General features: G+C 41.3%; 31 protein-coding genes. All 31 read right to left on the bottom strand.

Going from position 1 to position 18,700, the window contains the following annotated elements; all coding sequences use genetic code 11:
• Window positions 1-2 precede the first annotated feature (2 nt).
• Window positions 3-320, bottom strand: coding sequence for a YqbF domain-containing protein (locus ACZ07B_RS12890; RefSeq protein WP_464877275.1), 318 nt, complete (start codon window positions 318-320; stop codon window positions 3-5).
• A 10-nt stretch (window positions 321-330) separates the two neighbouring features.
• Window positions 331-1,266 carry a phage major capsid protein gene (locus ACZ07B_RS12895; RefSeq protein ID WP_217020819.1) on the bottom strand — a complete coding sequence of 312 codons (936 nt, stop codon included), beginning with the start codon at window positions 1,264-1,266 and terminating at the stop codon, window positions 331-333.
• Window positions 1,267-1,297: 31 nt separating this feature from the next.
• The gene (locus ACZ07B_RS12900; RefSeq protein WP_464877276.1) at window positions 1,298-2,479 is read right to left on the bottom strand and encodes an XkdF-like putative serine protease domain-containing protein; all 1,182 of its coding nucleotides are present in this window, start codon (window positions 2,477-2,479) and stop codon (window positions 1,298-1,300) included.
• 67 nt (window positions 2,480-2,546) lie between these two features.
• Window positions 2,547-2,750 (bottom strand): hypothetical protein, encoded by a 204-nt coding sequence (locus ACZ07B_RS12905; protein WP_342412351.1) that lies wholly within the window; start codon window positions 2,748-2,750, stop codon window positions 2,547-2,549.
• 34 nt (window positions 2,751-2,784) lie between these two features.
• Window positions 2,785-3,702: a phage head morphogenesis protein gene (locus tag ACZ07B_RS12910; protein WP_464877277.1), complete on the bottom strand. Its 918-nt coding sequence runs from the start codon at window positions 3,700-3,702 to the stop codon at window positions 2,785-2,787.
• A complete protein-coding gene (locus ACZ07B_RS12915) occupies window positions 3,699-5,231 on the bottom strand; it encodes a phage portal protein (RefSeq protein WP_044430443.1) in 1,533 nt (510 codons plus the stop codon). The genes ACZ07B_RS12910 and ACZ07B_RS12915 overlap by 4 nt, the downstream gene beginning before the upstream one ends.
• A gap of 4 nt (window positions 5,232-5,235) precedes the next feature.
• A complete protein-coding gene (locus ACZ07B_RS12920) occupies window positions 5,236-6,543 on the bottom strand; it encodes a PBSX family phage terminase large subunit (RefSeq protein ID WP_464877278.1) in 1,308 nt (435 codons plus the stop codon).
• Window positions 6,540-7,430, bottom strand: coding sequence for a phage terminase small subunit (terS, locus tag ACZ07B_RS12925; RefSeq protein WP_464877279.1), 891 nt, complete (start codon window positions 7,428-7,430; stop codon window positions 6,540-6,542). The genes ACZ07B_RS12920 and terS overlap by 4 nt, the downstream gene beginning before the upstream one ends.
• Before the next feature lie 47 nt (window positions 7,431-7,477).
• On the bottom strand, window positions 7,478-7,726 hold the full coding sequence (locus ACZ07B_RS12930; RefSeq protein WP_044430449.1) for a hypothetical protein: 249 nt from the start codon (window positions 7,724-7,726) through the stop codon (window positions 7,478-7,480).
• A gap of 135 nt (window positions 7,727-7,861) precedes the next feature.
• Window positions 7,862-8,881 (bottom strand): DNA cytosine methyltransferase, encoded by a 1,020-nt coding sequence (locus ACZ07B_RS12935; protein WP_464877280.1) that lies wholly within the window; start codon window positions 8,879-8,881, stop codon window positions 7,862-7,864.
• 10 nt (window positions 8,882-8,891) lie between these two features.
• Window positions 8,892-9,413, bottom strand: a complete 522-nt coding sequence (locus ACZ07B_RS12940) for a ParB N-terminal domain-containing protein (protein WP_019712756.1) — start codon at window positions 9,411-9,413, stop codon at window positions 8,892-8,894.
• 55 nt (window positions 9,414-9,468) lie between these two features.
• The gene (locus tag ACZ07B_RS12945; protein ID WP_464877281.1) at window positions 9,469-9,945 is read right to left on the bottom strand and encodes a hypothetical protein; all 477 of its coding nucleotides are present in this window, start codon (window positions 9,943-9,945) and stop codon (window positions 9,469-9,471) included.
• Between the two features lie 65 nt (window positions 9,946-10,010).
• Window positions 10,011-10,355, bottom strand: a complete 345-nt coding sequence (locus ACZ07B_RS12950) for a structural protein (protein ID WP_464877282.1) — start codon at window positions 10,353-10,355, stop codon at window positions 10,011-10,013.
• A gap of 94 nt (window positions 10,356-10,449) precedes the next feature.
• On the bottom strand, window positions 10,450-10,617 hold the full coding sequence (locus tag ACZ07B_RS12955; protein ID WP_010330145.1) for a hypothetical protein: 168 nt from the start codon (window positions 10,615-10,617) through the stop codon (window positions 10,450-10,452).
• Between the two features lie 37 nt (window positions 10,618-10,654).
• Window positions 10,655-11,140, bottom strand: coding sequence for a hypothetical protein (locus tag ACZ07B_RS12960; RefSeq protein WP_464877283.1), 486 nt, complete (start codon window positions 11,138-11,140; stop codon window positions 10,655-10,657).
• The gene (locus ACZ07B_RS12965) at window positions 11,112-11,873 is read right to left on the bottom strand and encodes a hypothetical protein (protein WP_343311247.1); all 762 of its coding nucleotides are present in this window, start codon (window positions 11,871-11,873) and stop codon (window positions 11,112-11,114) included. The genes ACZ07B_RS12960 and ACZ07B_RS12965 overlap by 29 nt, the downstream gene beginning before the upstream one ends.
• 70 nt (window positions 11,874-11,943) lie before the next feature.
• The gene (locus ACZ07B_RS12970) at window positions 11,944-12,330 is read right to left on the bottom strand and encodes an ArpU family phage packaging/lysis transcriptional regulator (protein WP_326214751.1); all 387 of its coding nucleotides are present in this window, start codon (window positions 12,328-12,330) and stop codon (window positions 11,944-11,946) included.
• A gap of 81 nt (window positions 12,331-12,411) precedes the next feature.
• Window positions 12,412-12,810, bottom strand: a complete 399-nt coding sequence (locus tag ACZ07B_RS12975) for a hypothetical protein (protein ID WP_464877284.1) — start codon at window positions 12,808-12,810, stop codon at window positions 12,412-12,414.
• A gap of 11 nt (window positions 12,811-12,821) precedes the next feature.
• Window positions 12,822-13,022, bottom strand: a complete 201-nt coding sequence (locus ACZ07B_RS12980; RefSeq protein WP_464877285.1) for a hypothetical protein — start codon at window positions 13,020-13,022, stop codon at window positions 12,822-12,824.
• The gene (locus ACZ07B_RS12985; protein WP_464877286.1) at window positions 13,019-13,639 is read right to left on the bottom strand and encodes a hypothetical protein; all 621 of its coding nucleotides are present in this window, start codon (window positions 13,637-13,639) and stop codon (window positions 13,019-13,021) included. Before ACZ07B_RS12985 ends, ACZ07B_RS12980 begins: the two co-directional genes overlap by 4 nt.
• A 32-nt stretch (window positions 13,640-13,671) precedes the next feature.
• Window positions 13,672-13,944, bottom strand: coding sequence for a hypothetical protein (locus tag ACZ07B_RS12990; RefSeq protein WP_464877287.1), 273 nt, complete (start codon window positions 13,942-13,944; stop codon window positions 13,672-13,674).
• Window positions 13,941-14,228 carry a hypothetical protein gene (locus ACZ07B_RS12995; RefSeq protein ID WP_017696759.1) on the bottom strand — a complete coding sequence of 96 codons (288 nt, stop codon included), beginning with the start codon at window positions 14,226-14,228 and terminating at the stop codon, window positions 13,941-13,943. Before ACZ07B_RS12995 ends, ACZ07B_RS12990 begins: the two co-directional genes overlap by 4 nt.
• A 17-nt stretch (window positions 14,229-14,245) precedes the next feature.
• The gene (locus ACZ07B_RS13000; RefSeq protein ID WP_464877288.1) at window positions 14,246-14,725 is read right to left on the bottom strand and encodes a hypothetical protein; all 480 of its coding nucleotides are present in this window, start codon (window positions 14,723-14,725) and stop codon (window positions 14,246-14,248) included.
• Window positions 14,726-14,765: 40 nt separating this feature from the next.
• The gene (locus ACZ07B_RS13005) at window positions 14,766-14,969 is read right to left on the bottom strand and encodes an XtrA/YqaO family protein (protein ID WP_017696757.1); all 204 of its coding nucleotides are present in this window, start codon (window positions 14,967-14,969) and stop codon (window positions 14,766-14,768) included.
• Window positions 14,970-15,038: 69 nt separating this feature from the next.
• Window positions 15,039-15,242, bottom strand: a complete 204-nt coding sequence (locus ACZ07B_RS13010; protein ID WP_225494313.1) for a hypothetical protein — start codon at window positions 15,240-15,242, stop codon at window positions 15,039-15,041.
• 108 nt (window positions 15,243-15,350) lie between these two features.
• Window positions 15,351-16,043 carry a hypothetical protein gene (locus ACZ07B_RS13015; protein ID WP_225494314.1) on the bottom strand — a complete coding sequence of 231 codons (693 nt, stop codon included), beginning with the start codon at window positions 16,041-16,043 and terminating at the stop codon, window positions 15,351-15,353.
• Entirely contained in the window at window positions 16,016-16,471 is a 456-nt protein-coding gene (locus ACZ07B_RS13020) for a RusA family crossover junction endodeoxyribonuclease (protein WP_019713086.1), read from the bottom strand. The genes ACZ07B_RS13015 and ACZ07B_RS13020 overlap by 28 nt, the downstream gene beginning before the upstream one ends.
• 100 nt (window positions 16,472-16,571) lie before the next feature.
• Window positions 16,572-16,766, bottom strand: coding sequence for a Fur-regulated basic protein FbpA (locus tag ACZ07B_RS13025; protein ID WP_464877289.1), 195 nt, complete (start codon window positions 16,764-16,766; stop codon window positions 16,572-16,574).
• Window positions 16,767-16,797: 31 nt separating this feature from the next.
• A complete protein-coding gene (locus ACZ07B_RS13030) occupies window positions 16,798-16,980 on the bottom strand; it encodes a hypothetical protein (protein WP_464877290.1) in 183 nt (60 codons plus the stop codon).
• Window positions 16,981-16,991: 11 nt separating this feature from the next.
• Window positions 16,992-17,687 carry an ATP-binding protein gene (locus ACZ07B_RS13035; RefSeq protein WP_464877405.1) on the bottom strand — a complete coding sequence of 232 codons (696 nt, stop codon included), beginning with the start codon at window positions 17,685-17,687 and terminating at the stop codon, window positions 16,992-16,994.
• A 73-nt stretch (window positions 17,688-17,760) separates the two neighbouring features.
• Window positions 17,761-18,570 (bottom strand): DnaD domain-containing protein, encoded by an 810-nt coding sequence (locus ACZ07B_RS13040; RefSeq protein WP_464877291.1) that lies wholly within the window; start codon window positions 18,568-18,570, stop codon window positions 17,761-17,763.
• Window positions 18,571-18,700: the final 130 nt, after the last annotated feature.

Here is an 18,700-nt window from a genome sequence, read left to right on the forward strand (position 1 = left end):
GCTCACTCCCCGCTGTTTTCTTGATGATTAAGGATGAAGGCAATTCTTTCGTCTGCGTTTTTGAAGTCAGACGGATTGCCACCAAGATTAGAAATAATGGTTTCATGTTCTGATTTTTGCATACCTTTCAATTGAGCTTCTGTATAATTCATCGGTACTTCACCGCCATTATTCTCGCCTTGCACCTCATTTACTTCGAAGGCTTCGTTTTGCTTCAAGTAAAGAAACAATTTTCTTGAAACCGGCTGTTCTTCTCCAATTTTAAAGACTTTGTCCATCACGTGATAGTTCTTGCCTTTAATGAGTTTAGCTTTATACATAGCTTCTCACCTACTCTTTCACTTTCACGATTTTAGCCACAGCATCTTCCTCTTCGAATTTGCTGTCCAGCTTAGCTGTCAGGACGATGATAAATTTACGCGCTCTAATATCTTTGTCTACTTCAATTCTGATATTACGAGAGAAGCCGAGAATGATATTCTTCGGATGTGTAAGGATGATATCAGAAACATCAGAAGTCGTATCCGCTTCGCCAATCGTATAAGGCTGCATGTTCGCAATTCCCTTGACCGGAACACCAAAAGCGGAAGAAAGCCCACCTTGAACAGCTGCATCCCCTAAGCTCGTTTGTCGATCAGCAACACGATCTTTCCACTCAACCTCAATACCAGGAGAAGTATAGAAGCGGAACTCCTGCGGAATACGCAAATATTTAGGCGGAACAGCTTTGTATCCGCGTTTAAAGATTTGACGTGACAATTCTTCGCCCGCTGCGTCAACAATATGGGAAGCTGCTTGTTTACGAATACCGTTTATCTGAGCTAGAAACGGATCAGATGAAGTTGTATCTCCATTGACAATCAGCTCTTCAATATCAACAGCGGCCCGTTCCGCTAGAATTTGCATGATTGTATCTTGGAGACCTTCTCCTTCAATGTTATTTTCGAGAGTGTCATAAGTAATATCAATCTCTGCAATTACTTCTTTTGTGCTGAGGTTGACGGTACTTGTTGACGGTACTGATTTTTGATCATCAGCCAGAGCCTTTCCTTCTTGGGCTGCTCTTAAAATACGTTGACCAAACCCGATTTTTTCGATTTTCTGAGTATCGTGATCCATTTGAATAACACGAGAATCCTTCAGGATAGTTGGTGTATCTTGAACCATGCGAATAAATGCACGTGCCTGTGTAGGATTCATTAAGCCGCCGCTTTTTAAACTGGACAGCGTCATTTCTGCTTTTCTAATTGCCTCTTGGTTTGTCACTTCATTTCCTCCTTATAAAAAGAGTCAGGGTTTAAAGGAGCCCTGACCAGATTGATTTATTAACTTGTGTTTCAGTTTCAGAAGTTGTTTCATCTTGCTTAGAAATCCCGCGGCTTTTTTCAATCGCTTCAATACGATCAGCGAGCGGTTGAACAGCATCAGTAATAGCTTTTTTCAACTTCTCAGCTTCTTTTTCAGCCTCTTCTTCCTCTGCTGCTTTTTTCTCATCTTTCTTTTTAGGATCTTCATCTTTTTCTAATTCCGTGAGCCGCTTCTGAATTGGCTCTAATGCTTCTTTGATGGATTTTGCTACATCCTCTGCGTTCATTTCTTCTTCCTCTCCTTCTGTCTCCACCTGACTCAGCAAGTTGCCGAGAGCGGTATGAGCGCTTTTAATTTCTTGTAAGTTTGAAGCCGAGAATTTCCGGCCGGCCTTTTGCAGTTCTTCAGGCTTTGATCCGATCGCTTTCAAAATGTCATTAGAGATCAACACTTCCTGGGCGATATTCACAAAGTCTTGCAAGGCTTCTCTGATTTTTTCGGGATCCGTCTCCATACCTTCGGAGTAATCCCATTTGAACAAAGCAGAGTTTAAAGCATCTTGTGCCGCCCAAAACTCACGGCGTTTACGACCTTCATCATACTTGTCCTGTACAGCGCCTTTAGAAAGGCTGATATTCCCGGCAAAGAAGTTTTTGAGAAAATTAAAAAGCCCTTTCTCGTCTGGAGAAACAGGCTCTTTTTGTTTTGCGATATCAGCGATGCCAGCCATGGAATAACCGGTGATCTCGCCCTTTTTGATTGCCTCCCATATTTCCTCGGAGGCTTTTGTCACAAGGACCCATGATCCTTTTTTGATGGTTTCCCCATTCATTTCAAAGTCTGCAGGTGCGACGTAGGATTCAACCACCGCGCCAACACCGCCCTTAAAGTCATGCTGCTTATCAATTTCACGGGCATCTTTCATGAATCCATGAGCGGCCTTTTCAATTTCTGCAGCTGTCATGAAATCGCCGTGAGCGTCCACTGTATCAGGCTCATATACGATACCGTACACAAGTTTTTGCTCGTCCGCTTCTTTTGTGAGGACCTTGACTTCCTTTTGAAAGTCCGGCTGTTTTTCTGACTTCATAAAAAAGAACTGCTTTTGATTAGCAGCCTTGTCCACGTAAGAAACATGTGTGATTTTTGCGTTTACCAATTCTCTTGGCATGTTGTTCACCTCCTTTCAAAATAAAAAACACTATCCTAACGAATAGTGTTTTCATTTCAGTATGCTTTTAAATCGCCACTGTTATTGCATTTCCTAGAATGTCTGTTGTGAACTGAAAATGATAGCCTTCAAATCTACATTGTGCATTGTTAACTGCTAAGTAATGGGCGTTTCCAACCCCACCGGAAATAATTCTCCTAACCTCACTCGTAGGCGCATCACTTAGTATAAAAAACGTTTCATCGCCTCTAATAAATTTATATGCATGCATGTATTCCCACCTCCTTATTTACAATTATAAGGAGTCAATTTAGGTTTGTCAGAGCCTCGCGTCTAAGTTGCTCTTTTTCCTCTGCTGACAGCCCTAAAATCTCTTTATCAACCACAGGCGATAATACACAATGACAATGTACTCGCTCTCCGGCTGATAGTTTAGGATCCCTCGGAAACATACAAGTCTCGCTGCTACCTGGTATCTGAAACTCTTCATCAACTCCAATGACTGTGCCGTCAAGATCGATGTGATTCTCACGGGGGTTGTTTTTCTTCCCTCCACTATGCCGCCACTTCTTTTTCTTTACTGCCGGCGATTGTGCATAAGATTCATGCTGCGCGGCAGAGGAAGCTGCAAGCACTTCAGTTATGGCCGTGGTACGTGCCCGGTCCCTATCAAACTGTGGCATGTCTTTAAGCGTCAGCTCAATGTCCTGGATGGAAGAGCCGTTTTCTATAGCATCTGCAAGGACGTTTTCCACTGCCTCATGAGTATTCAGCTTCATGATCTTGGCCAGCTTTTCAGACCAACCTTTGATCCAATCCGCTGCCCTGGTAGATAAAGCTTCAAATGGGACATCCGGATCCAACGAATCCATGATCACTCCCGCCAGTTCCTCAACGGTCTGCTGCAGAAATCCCTCGGTTAGCTCCTGAAATTCTTCCTCGAAGTCATCTTCTGCAAATAAGTTCTGTGTGAAAAACATCAGAAGGGCTTCCAGCGTTTCTTTTGAGTCTTTACCTATAAAACCATTCAGCCCATCTACAAACCTCTTACGCTGGCGTCTGAGCAATCTGGCAATGCCTTTTTCATATTCTTCTACAAAGCTGGGTATCTTAGAAAGTCCGGGGAAGTCAGGTACGACCTCCACGAGCTTCTCTCTCTCATCTTCCTCGGCTTTTTGAATAAAAGCAGTTAAACTTTCCAGCAGCTTATCCGTTTTGTTCATCGCTTCATATCCTCCAGAACATCCCGCATATCTTTTAATAACCCGATCACGTTAGGAGCTCCGCTTTTTGCTTTAAAGAGCGCAGCCAAAGGATCAGAAGGGGGCGCAGCGGTATTTTTACCTATCGGCCTGCTGTACTCTTCCTCTGGCCATTCTTCAAGCGTCTTACCAAGAATACGGCCAGCAAGATCACGCAGATCATTCGGTGAGACTGCGCCGGCATTAATAAAAGGAGTCAGAACCTTTGCGATCTCAATAGGATCCCGGAAATCTGGTCCTTTTAACTGCAGCTCCACTTTGTGGATTTCAAGATCATTCAAGAATAAGGCGTTTAGCTTACCAGTGATCAATTTTCTTTCCGGCTGAAATACCTGCTCCTCAGTAATCTTTCTGGCCGTGTCAGCTGTCGCCTTGTTATAGTCCTGGGCTTCCCCAGTATAGAGCGGCGGCAGACGGAAGGCTGAGCGGAGCTTGTCCCTGCTCTTTTGGTCATATTCCAAGAATAAAGCATCTTGCTGAAGGATTTCAGCCAGTGACTTGATTTCCACTTTAACCGGCGTGATTTCCTCATCGCCTTCAATGTTTTTACCTTTGGCTATCCCTTCCGCTTCAAGCAAAAGAAACTTATGTGCGTTTTCTACACCTTCAAGACCGTTCATATAGTCCTGCAGCTGCGTGTATGAGTCTTCGGAGAGCATTCCATTTTCAATGGTTATAGCAGCAGGAACGTGCCGGCCCTGTTTGAAGTACATGAAATTCAACTCTTCAGCCTTACGAGCGCCGTATAAATTGACGATGTGGCCAATCCATCGAGGCTTCCCGTATGCTCCGCTCCCAATTTTAAAATGCACAACCTCATTGGCCTGCTTATCAAATGGAGTTTTGTCGCTATATTCTCCTGTTTCAGAATTCAAGATTCGAGGATCTCCGTATTCTTTGAAAAACACCCTTTTGCCATTGACGATCTGCACATATTTCCGGAAGCGCTTTTGACGCTGGATCTTCTTTAACGTACCTGACTCAAAATAATTGTATGGAACCTCAATAGGTTCTGATAAAGAGCAAACTCGGACATATTCAGATGCCATATGTTCAATGCCAGCCGGTTTCCCGCTCCCGTTTCGAATTACTTCGATATATCCATTACCGGTCTTTTCCCGGTCTTCTATGCAAAAACCGAGTAATGTTTCAGCTGATTCATCAAAATGAATATACTTGATGAATTCTTCAAGTTGCTGCCATTCCTTATCAGCTGCCATTTTTTCAGCAGAATCCACTTCATCAGAATTGATATCCTTTGAGTATTTCATCTCGAAGCCGAAGCCCACTATATTAGTCTTGTACGCATCCACACACTGCTGTAAAATCGTCGAATACTCTGCGATGTGTTTAAGCTCTTTAAGGTTATACGGCGGGGGTATGACATTCTCTCCGTACATATCTTCAAATTCATCTTTGTAAATCTGTTTTGTCGTTTCAGTAGGCGGAGAAGCTTTAAAAACTCGCGCTTTAACTGTAGATTTACCCATTCACTTACCCCCTATCTCTGCTTCTTGGTCTTGACCGTTTAGGTCTTCCTTTTGATTCTTCTTTCAGATCGGTTACCTCGTAATCATCAAGCGCGTACCATATCGCTGAAAGTGTATGCGGGTCTATGGTGAACTCGTCTTCTATGATGTGGCCCAGCTTATCTTTAGCGTAGGTGAGCGGCTTCAGCTCGTATATCGTATTCTCACATCGATCAGAACAAATGATTTTCTTGAACCGTTTGATCTTCTTTGTATATTGAAGGCGGGATCCTTTATATTTATGGGCGCCCACCATGTTGAATCCTTGCCGTTGAAAATAACGGATCGTTTTGGGCTCCGCAGAATCTGCTTTGATTAATTCCTTAGTCTCAACAAATTCATTGAGTTCTTCAGCCGTCTGATCGTCCGTCATTTTGTTTTTGTAATACTCCCAATAGATATAGAGATATTTCTTTTCATGGTCCACAGCGAGCCGGACAACGGCGTTATACGACTCCTCAAAACCAAAGTCCATGCCTACCCGTTTAAGTGGGCGGTTAATATTAGCGATTGCTGTCATTACCTCATCATGTGGCCGCTCTTCAAATTGCGGCAGCACACGAACCCCATTCACGCCGAAATGACCTTTCCGCGCAATTCGGTAAAGGTCTGGGTCGTATTCTTTCATTTCATCGAGCTGCTTCACGTAGCTTTCCGGAAGAAATAAATTATCGTCCGCTGTTGAGTGGTGATAATAGGTGTCATTAATTACGACAGTCCGCTTTTCGTATAGCTCCTTATCATCGAGAACAAACCGTTTTTGGCGGTCATCTTTGAAGAAATGCTTATATGTCCAGTTATCTTCTCCGACCGGGTTTGTTGAAAGAATCATATGAAGAGGCAATGTCGGGTGACGCAGACGTCCAAGCAGTTCCTTGAACCCCTCATACTTCACCTCAGAACATTCCTCAATCCATATGAGAGAAACGTTATTGATCGATTTCAGCTTGGCCGGCTTATCCAGCCCTTTAAATATGATCCGGCCTCCGTTTGGAAAGCGGATCTGCATTGGTGAAGAAACGCACCTAACAATATGATCGATCTCAAGGTCATTGATAATTTCATCAAAGAGGGAAAAGGTTGAGTCCCTGTGCGTGTCGTATACTTCCCTCACGACAAGAACGGTCCGCTTCTCTTCCAGTAATTTAAGAACAATCTTGAGCGCCACATGATAACTCTTCGAGGATCCATAACCGCCAACTAGAAACTGAAACTTTTGATTCCAATCAAAAAGAAAATCCTCAAAGTGTGGATTTACTTCCTTGTTAATCATTGGCTCTCATCCTTATGCTTACGCTCAATAGTAATGTGAACAGAATTATCAACCGGGCGAGCTGTGAGTCTTTCAAGCTCTGCTTGCTTCGTCTCATTTGAAAGATAAATGCCGCGCAGCTTTAATTCATGTTCATCCATTGATCGAATCATTTCGTATTTCTGACGGATTGCTTTTAACCGCTTATCAGTGACGCGGGTCATCGCTTCTTCCAAACGAAGAATCTTATCTACACTCGGCTCAGATACCTCTTCAATTTCGGTAACGACAAGGCGCTCATTCATAAGTGCCTGGTGCTTTACTAAACCAGTTTTCTGGTCCTTGGTCGGCACGATGTCTTTTACTTTTCGCAATTGCTGAAGGACGCGGCGTTGCGTTTCATTCAAGCCATTCTCTATGCGGCTTATTCTCTGCATCATCCGTCGCTCCCGAAGGCTCAGCTCCCTTATTGTTAGATCAATTTGATAGAGCGGGTCTGTTTCGATCTGGCCAAACAGCTCTTTTTCTGTATCATCCATGAAATCAAATAGGATTGATTCATACTCACCAGTTCGCACAGAGTTTTTATTTCCTTTAGGAGCTGCGCCGCCTCTATTCCCTTTAGCGTTTTGATTGCCAGGCGGCGCTTTTCCTCCCTTATTCCCTTTGGCGTTCTTACTTCCTTTTGGAGCACCAGGGCGTTTAGTAACGTTACCATTGGATCTATCATTTGGTTTAGTAACGTTACCATTCAGTTTTTCTTCCCAATGATCTTGGTTTTTCCACTTACGAATAAGTGACGGGGAGCAACCGAGCTCCTCAGCTAAATCTTTTAGTAAGCGGGTTCCGCCGCTTTCTTCCCACAGACGAAACGCTTCATCTCGTTTAGGATCTCGTGGTCTCGGCATTACATCTCACCCACCTCCGGACCTCATAATTAAGTTTGAGTTTGTTTTTAAATTTCCTCATCCTTCTGAAGCTGTATATCAAGCTCTATGAGCAATTTCAAGTCTGCTACAGTGTCCAATTTTATACGTCCTTCTTGGAGTCCCTTGACCCACTGTGCCATACCTGCTTGTATTATCTTTCGGTATTTCTCTTTTGATTGACTGATGTTCTCTAACAACTCGGCACTATGCAGGAGAAGGAGATTCTCTTTTTCATCATCAGAAAGGGAACATACGTTTCTATTTTCTATTGCCATCCTCCCTGTCCTCCATTACAATATGAGATGAGAGCGTGATGTTCCCACAACGCGGCCGCGTCTTGATCACGCTCTTTGACAGGGAGTTTCTCTCTGTTTAGAAAGGGAGGGTGTAGCAGCACCCTCTTTTTTTTATTATGAAAACCATTGTTTATGAATCTGCTCCGCAATCCTCTTCATCATCAAAGGCGGCACGCTCATACCACAAACATACTGCACTGAAGCGTCCATAAAGTCATAGTCGAGAGGAAATGACTGCATCAAAATAATGTCTCGTTCAGAGATATAATAAGGCTCGTCATATCTGACAAAGACAGAACCACTGGCAAGTGTAGGCGGCACCAGGCTATTTTTCACTAAAATCGTATTGAAATTAGATTCTTTCCCTTCTGTCCTTTTCGTTATATCACCTATGTTGCTATCTGAAGGTCTTCTCTTCACCCATCTCCTATACAATTTTGATGTCTCTTTCAATCTGGATCCACGCCCGCTCCTAAACTCTTTATAAGGGATAGGCCGCTCATTAAACGAGAGCTTTAACTGAGGTAAGTTCAGATCTTTTCTTCGTCCAATAAAAAAGACCCGCTCTCTTCTTTGCGGGACTCCCATTGTGGCAGCATTCAACAAAAATACCTGAACGTCATAACCTATTTCTTTTGCTCTTTCAATTACAAGCTTCACATATCCTTTCGCTTTGCCAATGATCATGCCTTTCACGTTCTCGGCTACAAAAGTTTTTGGTTTCAGTCTTTCAACTGCATCCAGGTAATCAAAGAACAAATCATCAAGCGACTGCTTGGCCTGTCCCTCTCTGAAAGCTTTTTCCTTTCCCCAAGCATCCTCACGATCACCAGCCATTGAAAATACGCTGCATGGAGGAGATCCATCAAAAATATCCAAATCGAATAATTCCTCCGGCAGATCGTCCAACTTGTTGAATTTCCTGATATCCATTAAAAACGAGTATTTAGGATTGTGATTCTTTCTATAGATTTTCATCATTTGCGGATCAATTTCACAGTTTCCTAGAAGGTTATATCCAGCAAGCTTATAACCCATGGAGGAACCGCCGCCACATGAAAACGTACTAAAAACCTTCAATCCGTTTTGCTCAACATTTTTGAGATCAGACAGATACCATCTATAACTGTTCATTGTTCAACACCTACTCATTAAAAGAGAACCCGCATTTAGGACAGGTATGTTCAAATTGGTCCTCCTCGTAATCATCAAGATCAATCTCATGATTATCGGTAACTTTCCCGCCGTTCCCTGCATGTTCTGTCAGATCTTCTAAAATACTTTCTAGTTCGCCTTCTGAAAAGCCGGTGAAGGACAGATCAAAATTATTTTCTTCAAGCTCTCTTAAAACTTGTTCGAGTTTGTACTCATCCCAATCGCCGCCTGTTTTGTTAAGTGCAATATTTAAGGCTTTTTCCTCGTTATCATCGAGATTCACCACCGAAACAGTAAGCTCTGCAGGGTTATTCTCCATATGTATTTTGAACCGCTGATGTCCACCTACAAGGTTTCCTGTTCTTTCGTTCCAAACAAGCGGCTCTACATTACCGAACCGTTCAATAGATGCTTTTATTCTTTCATAATCGGGATCGCCTGGCTGAAGATCGATCCGGGGATTGTAGGGAGCAGGGTTAATCTTTTCTACTGGTATAGTTCTAATATCCATGATGTATCGCCTCCAATAAAAAAACACCTTATTCATTAAGGTGTCTGGTGCTTGTTTATACTCTTCTTCTAACATGTCTTTTATCATCTGGCATTTCATCTAAACACTCTTGTAATAATCTTTTATAACCGCATATTTTCCCAAACCCTGCGAACTCTACTCTTGTTAGAATAAACCATGCTGTTCCAGCAACAAAACACATATAGAGAATCACAAAAGAAGCTGCAGCTAAATCAAAACCATCCTCTTTTATAAGACCTAGAAGGAAACTCATTGTACCCCCTACTACTAAAGATACAATTGCAAAGAATGCAGTAATCAAATGACTTGTGGCTTTTTTAATTTCAATCTTGTCTTCAAGCTTTCCCAAGAACAATTGTATTTGCTTCTTATCATGCCGCTTTTTGATTTCTTCCTTGAATTCAATTTGTTCGGATAAGCTTTTGTTATGTACACCCTTTTTAACTTCTTCCAAATATACGAGGACGCTCTTAATCTCGCCAAACTCATTTATTTCTTTACTTTTACTCATAAAAATCACCCCCAGTATATATCGGAGGTGATTTTTCAATATTTTAGGGGTTCAAGATAGGGTGTTTATTTAATATAAAATTCGTCAGTATAGAATGTTCCTTCTGTTTTGACGGGATCTCCTTTGGAATCATAGCGCTCAACATCAACTTTAAAGCGATATGTGCCTTTTTTGTTGTCGAACATCTCCTTGATGCCCCAATCATCATAATCCTTCTGATCGGGCTTAAGTGGGTTTGGAGAATTCGCGTTAAGAGTCTTCCACTTCCCGCTCTCTTTCCGCTGAGGAATAAGGTTAGGACCTGCAATATAGTCATTGTCATTTTTGACTGCAACTCTAACGATCTTATCCTCTCCTAAAATGTGTTTCTGTTTTGTTGGATTGGCGCTTACTCCCTTTAATGAAGCCATTCCGATTTCCTCCCTTATTTTGTTTTTGTGCTCCTATCCCTCTCCAAAGCACCGGCAGCCATACTCCCGATACATGACGGCTGTTCCCATCATTTCACTTTCTCCGGATCCGGCCGCCTACACGTCTGAAGGTGTCACGTCTCGTTCCCATGATTTCTTCCCAATCCCTTCTCGTCAAAGGTTCATCTGCCTTTGTTGAGGGACTTAACACTTTTTTAAGCTGCTGTTTCGTGTCAGCAGATAAAACGTCTCTCATCTTCATCTTTTATTTCTCCTTGCCGAATAAGCACCGCCTTACGCTATTCGCTTTTATTTATTTGTGGCCCGCCGATTTCCCCCAGGAGGTAAGCAAAGAAAATGGAGAGCCAGTTTAAGACTTTCCTTGCAAGCGGGATCTCACCGCTTGCGTTCCCCGTGACTATCGCGCGCAATACTGCATAGACTCCAGTCGCTCCTCCTGTGAAGCTAACGACCTTCATAGTCATTCGATACATCCGGGTGCACACTTGATAAAGGAAAGGTGCGTCTCCTGGTTTGGCCATAAAAAAACGGCCACTAATCAGCTGTACAAATTTCCATGTACAAAAGATCAGCGTCCGTAGGTATCTCCTTTTTGGACTGTTATTCACGTTCGTTTTCTTGTTTCTATCGTATGACAAAACGCGATTGAAAAAAGTACCCATTTTATCCCCCATTTTGTCGGCTTTTTGTCGGTATTTTATCGGTTCATTATCCCCCAACAAAAAAGAGCATTCATTAAACAGAATGCTCCTCAGTTTGTTCAATTGACCAGAATGCCCCTCGTAAATCTTGGACACTTTCTAATGGTTTTGCGCAATCTCTTAAATCACCAATGTTAATTTTAAAATTATCTAATTCCTTTGGGTTTTTTAGTATAATTCTGTATTCCCGTTGATTTTCATAGAACTTCCTTTTACAAAAAAGTGTATTAGCAAAGTCTTTCTTTACTTCTTCTAAAGACAATGGGTAATCTGAGAATTCATCAAAATAAACAACCGGTCCATGTCTATAACGAATATTCTCAGTTTCAGCTTCAAATCGTTCCATAAAGAGTTTACTATTGTGTATCCAAACTGGTATACGCCCTTCAAATTCTTTTTCTAAACTGTCCAAAATATTTGGTTTGACTTTGCAGGCATGACCGATATCTTCATGATAATCAAGGTAAAAATTATTAAAATCCTCGGTGAAACCGTCAAATTTTATGAAAGTAAAGCAATTTAAGAGTAATGACCGAATCCCCTCTCTTGATTCTGTCGAAAATGCCCTTTCAAAAGGAAGTGTAAGGCACTCACCTTCAATTTCAATTTGTATTATATTTTTTTTAGGATCTAAAAGTTTAAATAGAGAACCTTCATACTTGTCTCCAATCCCTTTATTTTGACCATTCTTTTCTAAGTCAATAAAATAACCAGTGTTCATAAAGAAAAGGGAACCATCTAAAAACTCAGACACATGTTCTGGTCTTAAAAATTTTATAAGCCAACCATTCATCATATTCTATACCCCCTTACCTTTAGTTTATAGCATAAAGTTTGGTAATAATATACACATAAAAAAACAGCCCTCAGATTATTCCGAGCGCTGTCGCGATGTTGTATATAGCCTGTCTTTTCACCTGGTAGAACTTATCTCTTTTGAGACCCAGTTCTATCATGATTTCAAGATCCTTTATTTTTTCCGGAGACAAATATTTCTTTTCTATAATGCTGTATTCATCTTGATCAAGGCAGTGCTTTAGCGCCCTATCCATCTGCTTGACCTTCAGCTCATTATATTCAGTGCTTTTCCGTAGTTGCGGGAATAACCCAATGACTCCCTTCTCCTTCTGCTCTTTTCTATTCTCAGCTTGAATTTTTAGTGATCTATACGTTTTCAGTTCCTTGATGACTGTGTTTCGCACTTCCTTTTCATTCACTTCCGGAATAAATGACAACTGTTGTGCTGCTTGCATATGATACCTCCTAAATAGTAGAAGCGGGCACCGATCACACCGCTACTGCAGCATGTTCGATGTCCGCGAAGTTTATCAAATTCACTTAATATAAATTTTTGCTGATCTTGCAGTACCGATGTATTTTCTTTCGCTTGAATCACTGTATAGATTAATAACGACTTGATATGTTCCTGGCCGCGTTTTTGATAAGCTGAATTTCTTTAACGGTGTACCCGATGTAAAATTACCCCGCTGCGCTCCTGAATTACTGTAATTATCCGTTCTGATTAACATAGCTGAATAATAAACACGTCCTGGTGTAGTTTTCTGCGCCTTCCAGTCTACCGATGTAGCACTCTTTGAATATGTTGTAGCGTCTGTGTACACTCGTACTTTCTTGCTTGTTTGATAGCCTGACCACGCAGCCAATGCGCCTTCTGGTAAAATCGTAACCCCCAATGTGACAACAGCAACTAAAACAAATATGGTCTTTTTCATTTTGTATCTCCTTATCTGATCTTGTGTTCATCAAAAATCATTTGTATTGAAATACCTACTAAATAATTGAGCTCATTCATACTTTCAGCGTGGGCTATTCTTCTAATAGTCCCTATTTCAAAATCATTAAACTCATATCCTTTTCTATCGCATTTTTTAATTAGCCGATCAATTTTTCTTTTTAATCGATCTAATTCCTTATCCTCACTCACTTCACGCCCTCCACACTCTCTTTGCGTGGCATATAAATTGAATCAGCGTGGTACTGATAACCCTCGTCATCAAAAGCCCCCCAAGTTTGGTTTGCTGGACGAATACGAACCAAAGTTCCACAATCCTCACAAGGAGTGTATCTATAGCCGTTAGGGACTTGTTTGTCCTTTTTCAAATTACAAGATGGACATGAAAACTTGGTCTTACAAATACTCCGTTCACTTGTCGAAGTATACTTTTTCGGTTCGTTATCCAATTTCTGATTGGACCCTAGTAAATCGGCCAACGGCGTTGTTAATGTCCGCTCACTATTCAGCAAATCAACACGGCGCGGCCGGGGTGTTTCTACCCGAGCTACTGTTTTCTTTGGAACAACTGGGACAGTATCCGCTTTTGGATCCTGATGTATATTTGTCTTGTGAACAATCCCATCTGAAATACTTCTGTTATTCAAATCACGAACACGTAAAGGCTGCTTACTATCAACACTTTTTACCGCTTCACTCTTCATGTAGAAAAGCAATTGTCCCAACAGCTTGCCTGTTTCTTCAGCTGTAAAGCCTGACGCCTCAAATTCTGCTTGTTTTAATTTGTCTTTAATTGCTACTTTGATCACTCTTATCTCTCCCTTTATAGTTTTCATTTTTTCTATCCGATCAATCCATTTTTCCCAGAGGGAACTTGTATTTCGCACAGTAAACAAACCATGATACAAGGCATGACAGAAGTGAATTTTTCCGTTCTCGATGCTGTTGATCCTTTCAACGCTGCAGCTACTTTTTCCGCCTCTTCCTCTTGATGATCCGATGCCAGAATGATGGCGCTCACTTCAAACAAGTTTTTATCAAGGTGAGTCATTTTAGACCAGGCAGCAGTCAGGTTATTAAACTGCGTATCACTTTTTTCATAAATTCGTATCAACTATTTTCACCTTCTAATTCATTTTTAGCAGCTGTTATTGTGAATTGCAGATTCTTGATAACTTGTTGTAAAGCCTTTTTATATCTGCTACTTTCCCCGCTTAGGCGCCGGATATCTTGCTGAGCCTGCTTGAACTGATTGACTGCTATTTCTTCCTGCCGTTTGTTTTCCTCGATGACGGCCAGTTGTTGTTTAACCGTATCAATCAACCACTCCGTTGAGGCCAGAGATAGCCCCATATGCTGCCTGACCTCATTTTCGATTCTCTGTATCCTATCTTTCATATTGGCTCCTCCTTATCTCAGAACAAGCTCATTTGCTGCCATTCATTTGACGGCAGCTCCTTTTTCTCTTCTATCTGATCAAGCAGAGTTTCATCCACTTCTTGAAAATTTATAAACCAATGGAGAGGAAAAATCCCTCCGTATTTTGTTAACTCTCTATCATGGAAGTAATAGCAGTGCGTCATCCTTGGAGCCTTCGGCCTAACATAATATGTGCCAAGCGGTTCTAAGAGAGCATAAGTCGGCTTCATCCAAATAAGTTCTGCGCTGTAAATCTTTGAAGAATCCAGATGCTCATAATTACCTGCAGGCGGCTCTTTTCCTAAGCCCGCATCGATGACTTTAAAATGTTTCTTTTCATAAGCTCCGCAATGGGCGTTTACACTGTCAAATTTAGATACATAATAGTGGCTATCTCCTAAAGGGAAGAGGAAGTATTCTCGCCCTTTGTCTAATGGTGTAATGTCTGAACTGAGACATTTGCCTTTCATGGCCATAAACACTCCCCCAATAACTGCAGAGGGTGTCCCCTCCGCTTTACTTCTTAAATCCATAGTCAAAATGGATTCTTATATATTCATTGTCTCGAGTATGCACGTTTGTAATGCCGTACTCAGGTGTATCTGCTAAATATGCGCAGCCATCCTTACCGTCAAGAATAACTAGCTTTATTTTGTTTCGTTCGATCAAGTCTCCAACGGAAAGTTGGTGTAAGTTTTCAAGTTCAATAGGTCGGTTCATTTTGCAGCACTCCCCGTGTTATAATTAATTGTCGAGATTAACTAAACCGGGGCTTTGTGCTGCGGTTTTTTATATATCCTCTTCCTCCTCGCCCTCTTCTTCTTCTTCCCAAGCCATCTCAAAAGCAGATTCTAAAAATCTCAATTGCTTTTCAAGTTCTTCATCTGTCATCTGGGAAAAGTCAGGTCCGTGTCCTGGAACCATCCTGAAATCTTCCGTAAGACGTTTTATAAGATACTCTCTCCTTGAGACCACCAATAACCCTCCATCCATTTTTAAGCCGCTGGAGCAGCTCGTATTTTCTCAAAGGCTCATAGAGGTGGACGGCTCGTCCATCCTCCATGCGAAACAGCAAATACCAACGCCGCTGCCTTTTAACCATTAAGCCGCTCCGTGTTCGCCCTCATCCTGGTTGTCTTGCTCTTTTTCATCCTTGGATGATGTATCAGCTTCTTCACTTTCATCGAGAGGGATAGGTGGTGCATCTTTCTCCATTGGCTCAGCCTCAGCTTCTTGATCTTGCTTCCAATCCCACCAGGCTACAGCAAGCGGAGCAACCTCTTTTCTGTACTCGTTAATGAGGTCCACAATGACACCAGATGACATTTCAAGCTCATTCGCCAGTTTGCTGTATGATTCACCTTCAATCCGGCGTTTCGCAATTTCAGCAATATTTTCAGGGAATCCATCAAGAGTGGGAGCCATACCTTCAGTGATGAAAGAATCAACGATTACTCGCTCAATTTCCATTGATTTTTCTTCGATTTTAGGCTTTTCTTTAGGAAGTCCGAGATCTGCCTCAAGTTGTTCCGGTTCTGGATCAGAGACATTTACGATGCCATTTTGATCCACTGTGTAATTTGTAATAGGTCGATCTGTTTTAGTATTAATTTCTACTGTGTATTGAATTACTTCAGATTCAAGTTGTGTTTCTACTTCTCTATCAATCATTTCAGCTAAATTTTGAATGTTGTTTCCAAGTTCTTTAGTTGAAACCTCCACAACAACTTCAGTGATACCTTTAGGTTTATGATTCACCTTTTTTACTAATCCTTTGAAATCAACGAAAGACATAGCTGTTCCTCCTCTTGTGATAGTGGTTTTACCTGTATTTCAATTCTTGGTTTTTGGCTATAAAACTTGCTGACATGAAGGTCTACTATTTGGCTGTCATCATGCCAAATAACCTTATTTAAGCCGTCCTTGATGCCCTTTATATAGTTATCAACATCTGGCTTTTTGCTCGGCCTTAACAGCCCTTGTTCTGCTTCTGCAGTTTTTTTCTTACTGAAGCTTTTCAATGTGGATTTATAAACCTTTACAGATAATTCAAGTGGTCCTTCTAGCAATTTAGCTGGACGATAATCTGAAGCGGCCAGCTTCACATATTGCTTAAAGTCCCTTGATTTCTTTGGATCATACAGTCTGGTCATACCATTAAGCGTAGTAGCTCTCGGTCTCCCTTGCGCTACCGGCTCGCCGTAAATTGTAAAACTGATCAATACTGTTACCTCCCGTCAGCTGCCTCCAGCTGCTCAATTTCCGTCATTATTAAATCTGCGTTCATGATAATGAATGATAAGGAGCGGAGAGCGCCGATCATCAATCTCCCTCCTCGAAGGACATTTCACGGCCAAACTTGCATTTAACGTTAATATGCAGCCACTCCAGATCCGGTAAAGATAGTTCGTCCAGCTCGCGTCCGTCCTCCGATTCATATTGGCCATATTTGATAAGCTCGTTCGTTAAAAACTCTTGCCGCTCATCTATTGCCGTCTTCGTTACATTTGAAGGCATTTTAAGTGCTCCTCTCTATTAGAAAGTTGGTTTATGCAGACTTTGCTTTTGCTTCTGCAATCATTCGATCGAGCCTATCAATTAAAGGCTTTAAATCTCGTTTTGTATTATCCGTTTTGGTGCACTTCGGACATGGTCCGAATATGATATGTGTCGGCCTTCCCAGATCCTTGTGCTGCCCGTACACTCTTTTTTCATTGCAAATGTTGCACATGGTATCTCTCCTTATTCGTATAGTTCAAGAAGTAATGCCTCGTTTTCTTGTTCAGCTATTTTTTTGCGTATCTTTTCATCTGGCATAATGATAGGGAATGCTAACTTTTCAACTCTGCTGCTGATACGACCTTTTTTATAAATGGTATCGAGATCATCAATACTCAAGTTACTGGTGATGATCGTCGGCTTTTTGTTTTGGAGTCGAAAATCAAGAATACGAGTGAACGTTTCTTCAACAAATTCGCTCACTTTTTCCACCCCAATATCATCAAGGACCACCAAGTCAGCGTTTTTAGCAGCGTCTATGATATCCGTACTTTTAACTTTTGAATCTGCATTGAATGTACTTTTGATTTCTCCTATTAAATCAGCTGCTGATGAATACAGGATCTTTAAAGGAGGATCTTCTTTGTCATATACCTTTGTGATTGCATGAAGGATGCTCGCAGCTAGTCGCGTTTTCCCGCTCCCTTTTTCCTCACTGAAAAGATATAAACCCTTGCCTTGGTCTCGCATCATATCGAATTTACGAACATAATTAATAGCGGCACGTTTTGCTTTTGCTGCCCTTTCTTTTGATTCTGCTTTTTCATAAATATTGATATTAAATGACTTAAGAGTCGCATCTTTAAACTCTTCAGGCAGTTGGGCATTTAACAACTTATTCGCAAGTTTTTTGTCTTCCCTACACTGACACTCTTTCATGAATTCTCTTTTCTCATGATGATCAATAACCCAGATAAGCCCTGAACCATCACATTTTCCATAAGGGCATGAATCAGAAATCACAGTAAGTGTCTCGTATCTGTCCGGATAAACCTTTTCTTCTTGCAACCTCTTCGAGTCTCTCAGTTTCTTTGCTAGTGCTGGATTTGCTTTTTCCAACGACTTTAAGGTGTCGGCCATGCTTTGCATTCTGCTTTTCTCCTTTCGATGCCTGATTTACAAGAACTCGATTGACGTAATTCATGTTTCTCACTCCGTTTGAGAGAGCCACTTTCATTGCTTCAATGACCTTTTCATTGCCGTATTCATCCACCATTTCGCCAATTAATTGCCCTGTAAAGCTATTCAATGTGCCACCGAAGTTGTTTTCATAAAACACAAATGCATTCATTTGGTCATCCTCCTGCTGTTCTGGCTGCTCCTTATCTTCTAGTTCTTTAATTCTTAAATTCTCTAACTTCTTGTTTGTATGTTTTTGTGTTTCTTCCGTGTCATTTTCGTGTTCTTTATGTGTTCTTTTTTTAGTCTCGTTACCACTGTAAAGTTCATATTTGACAATGGTTATGAGCGTTTTTTTTGTGTCTTTTTTATATGTGATCATCCCGTCATTTGATAGGAGTGTCAGAAAATGATTCACCTTAGTATTGGACCATGACCATTGCTCACCTAGCTTCCGGAGTGAAGTTATTAACTGACCTGTTTCAACTTCAATCAGTTCATTTCCGAGAACAATTTTGTTTGGCCTGTGATTCGCACGCATTACTAGATCAAGCCAAGCTTCATATTTTGAAAAGGTCCGTTTTTCTCCATAAAGCCAGTGATCTTGTATATCTCTGTGCAGTTTAATCCATCCTTTAGACATACACCCTCCCTCCTTCTTTAAATGCTATACACGTCGGCAAATAGCGTATTTTCCTTTTATAGCTACTACCAATAAATGAGGCTCATATTTCTTGAAATATGCTGAAATGTACATTGACAAAGTATCCTTA

The organism is Bacillus sp. 9.4, from assembly GCF_055486415.1.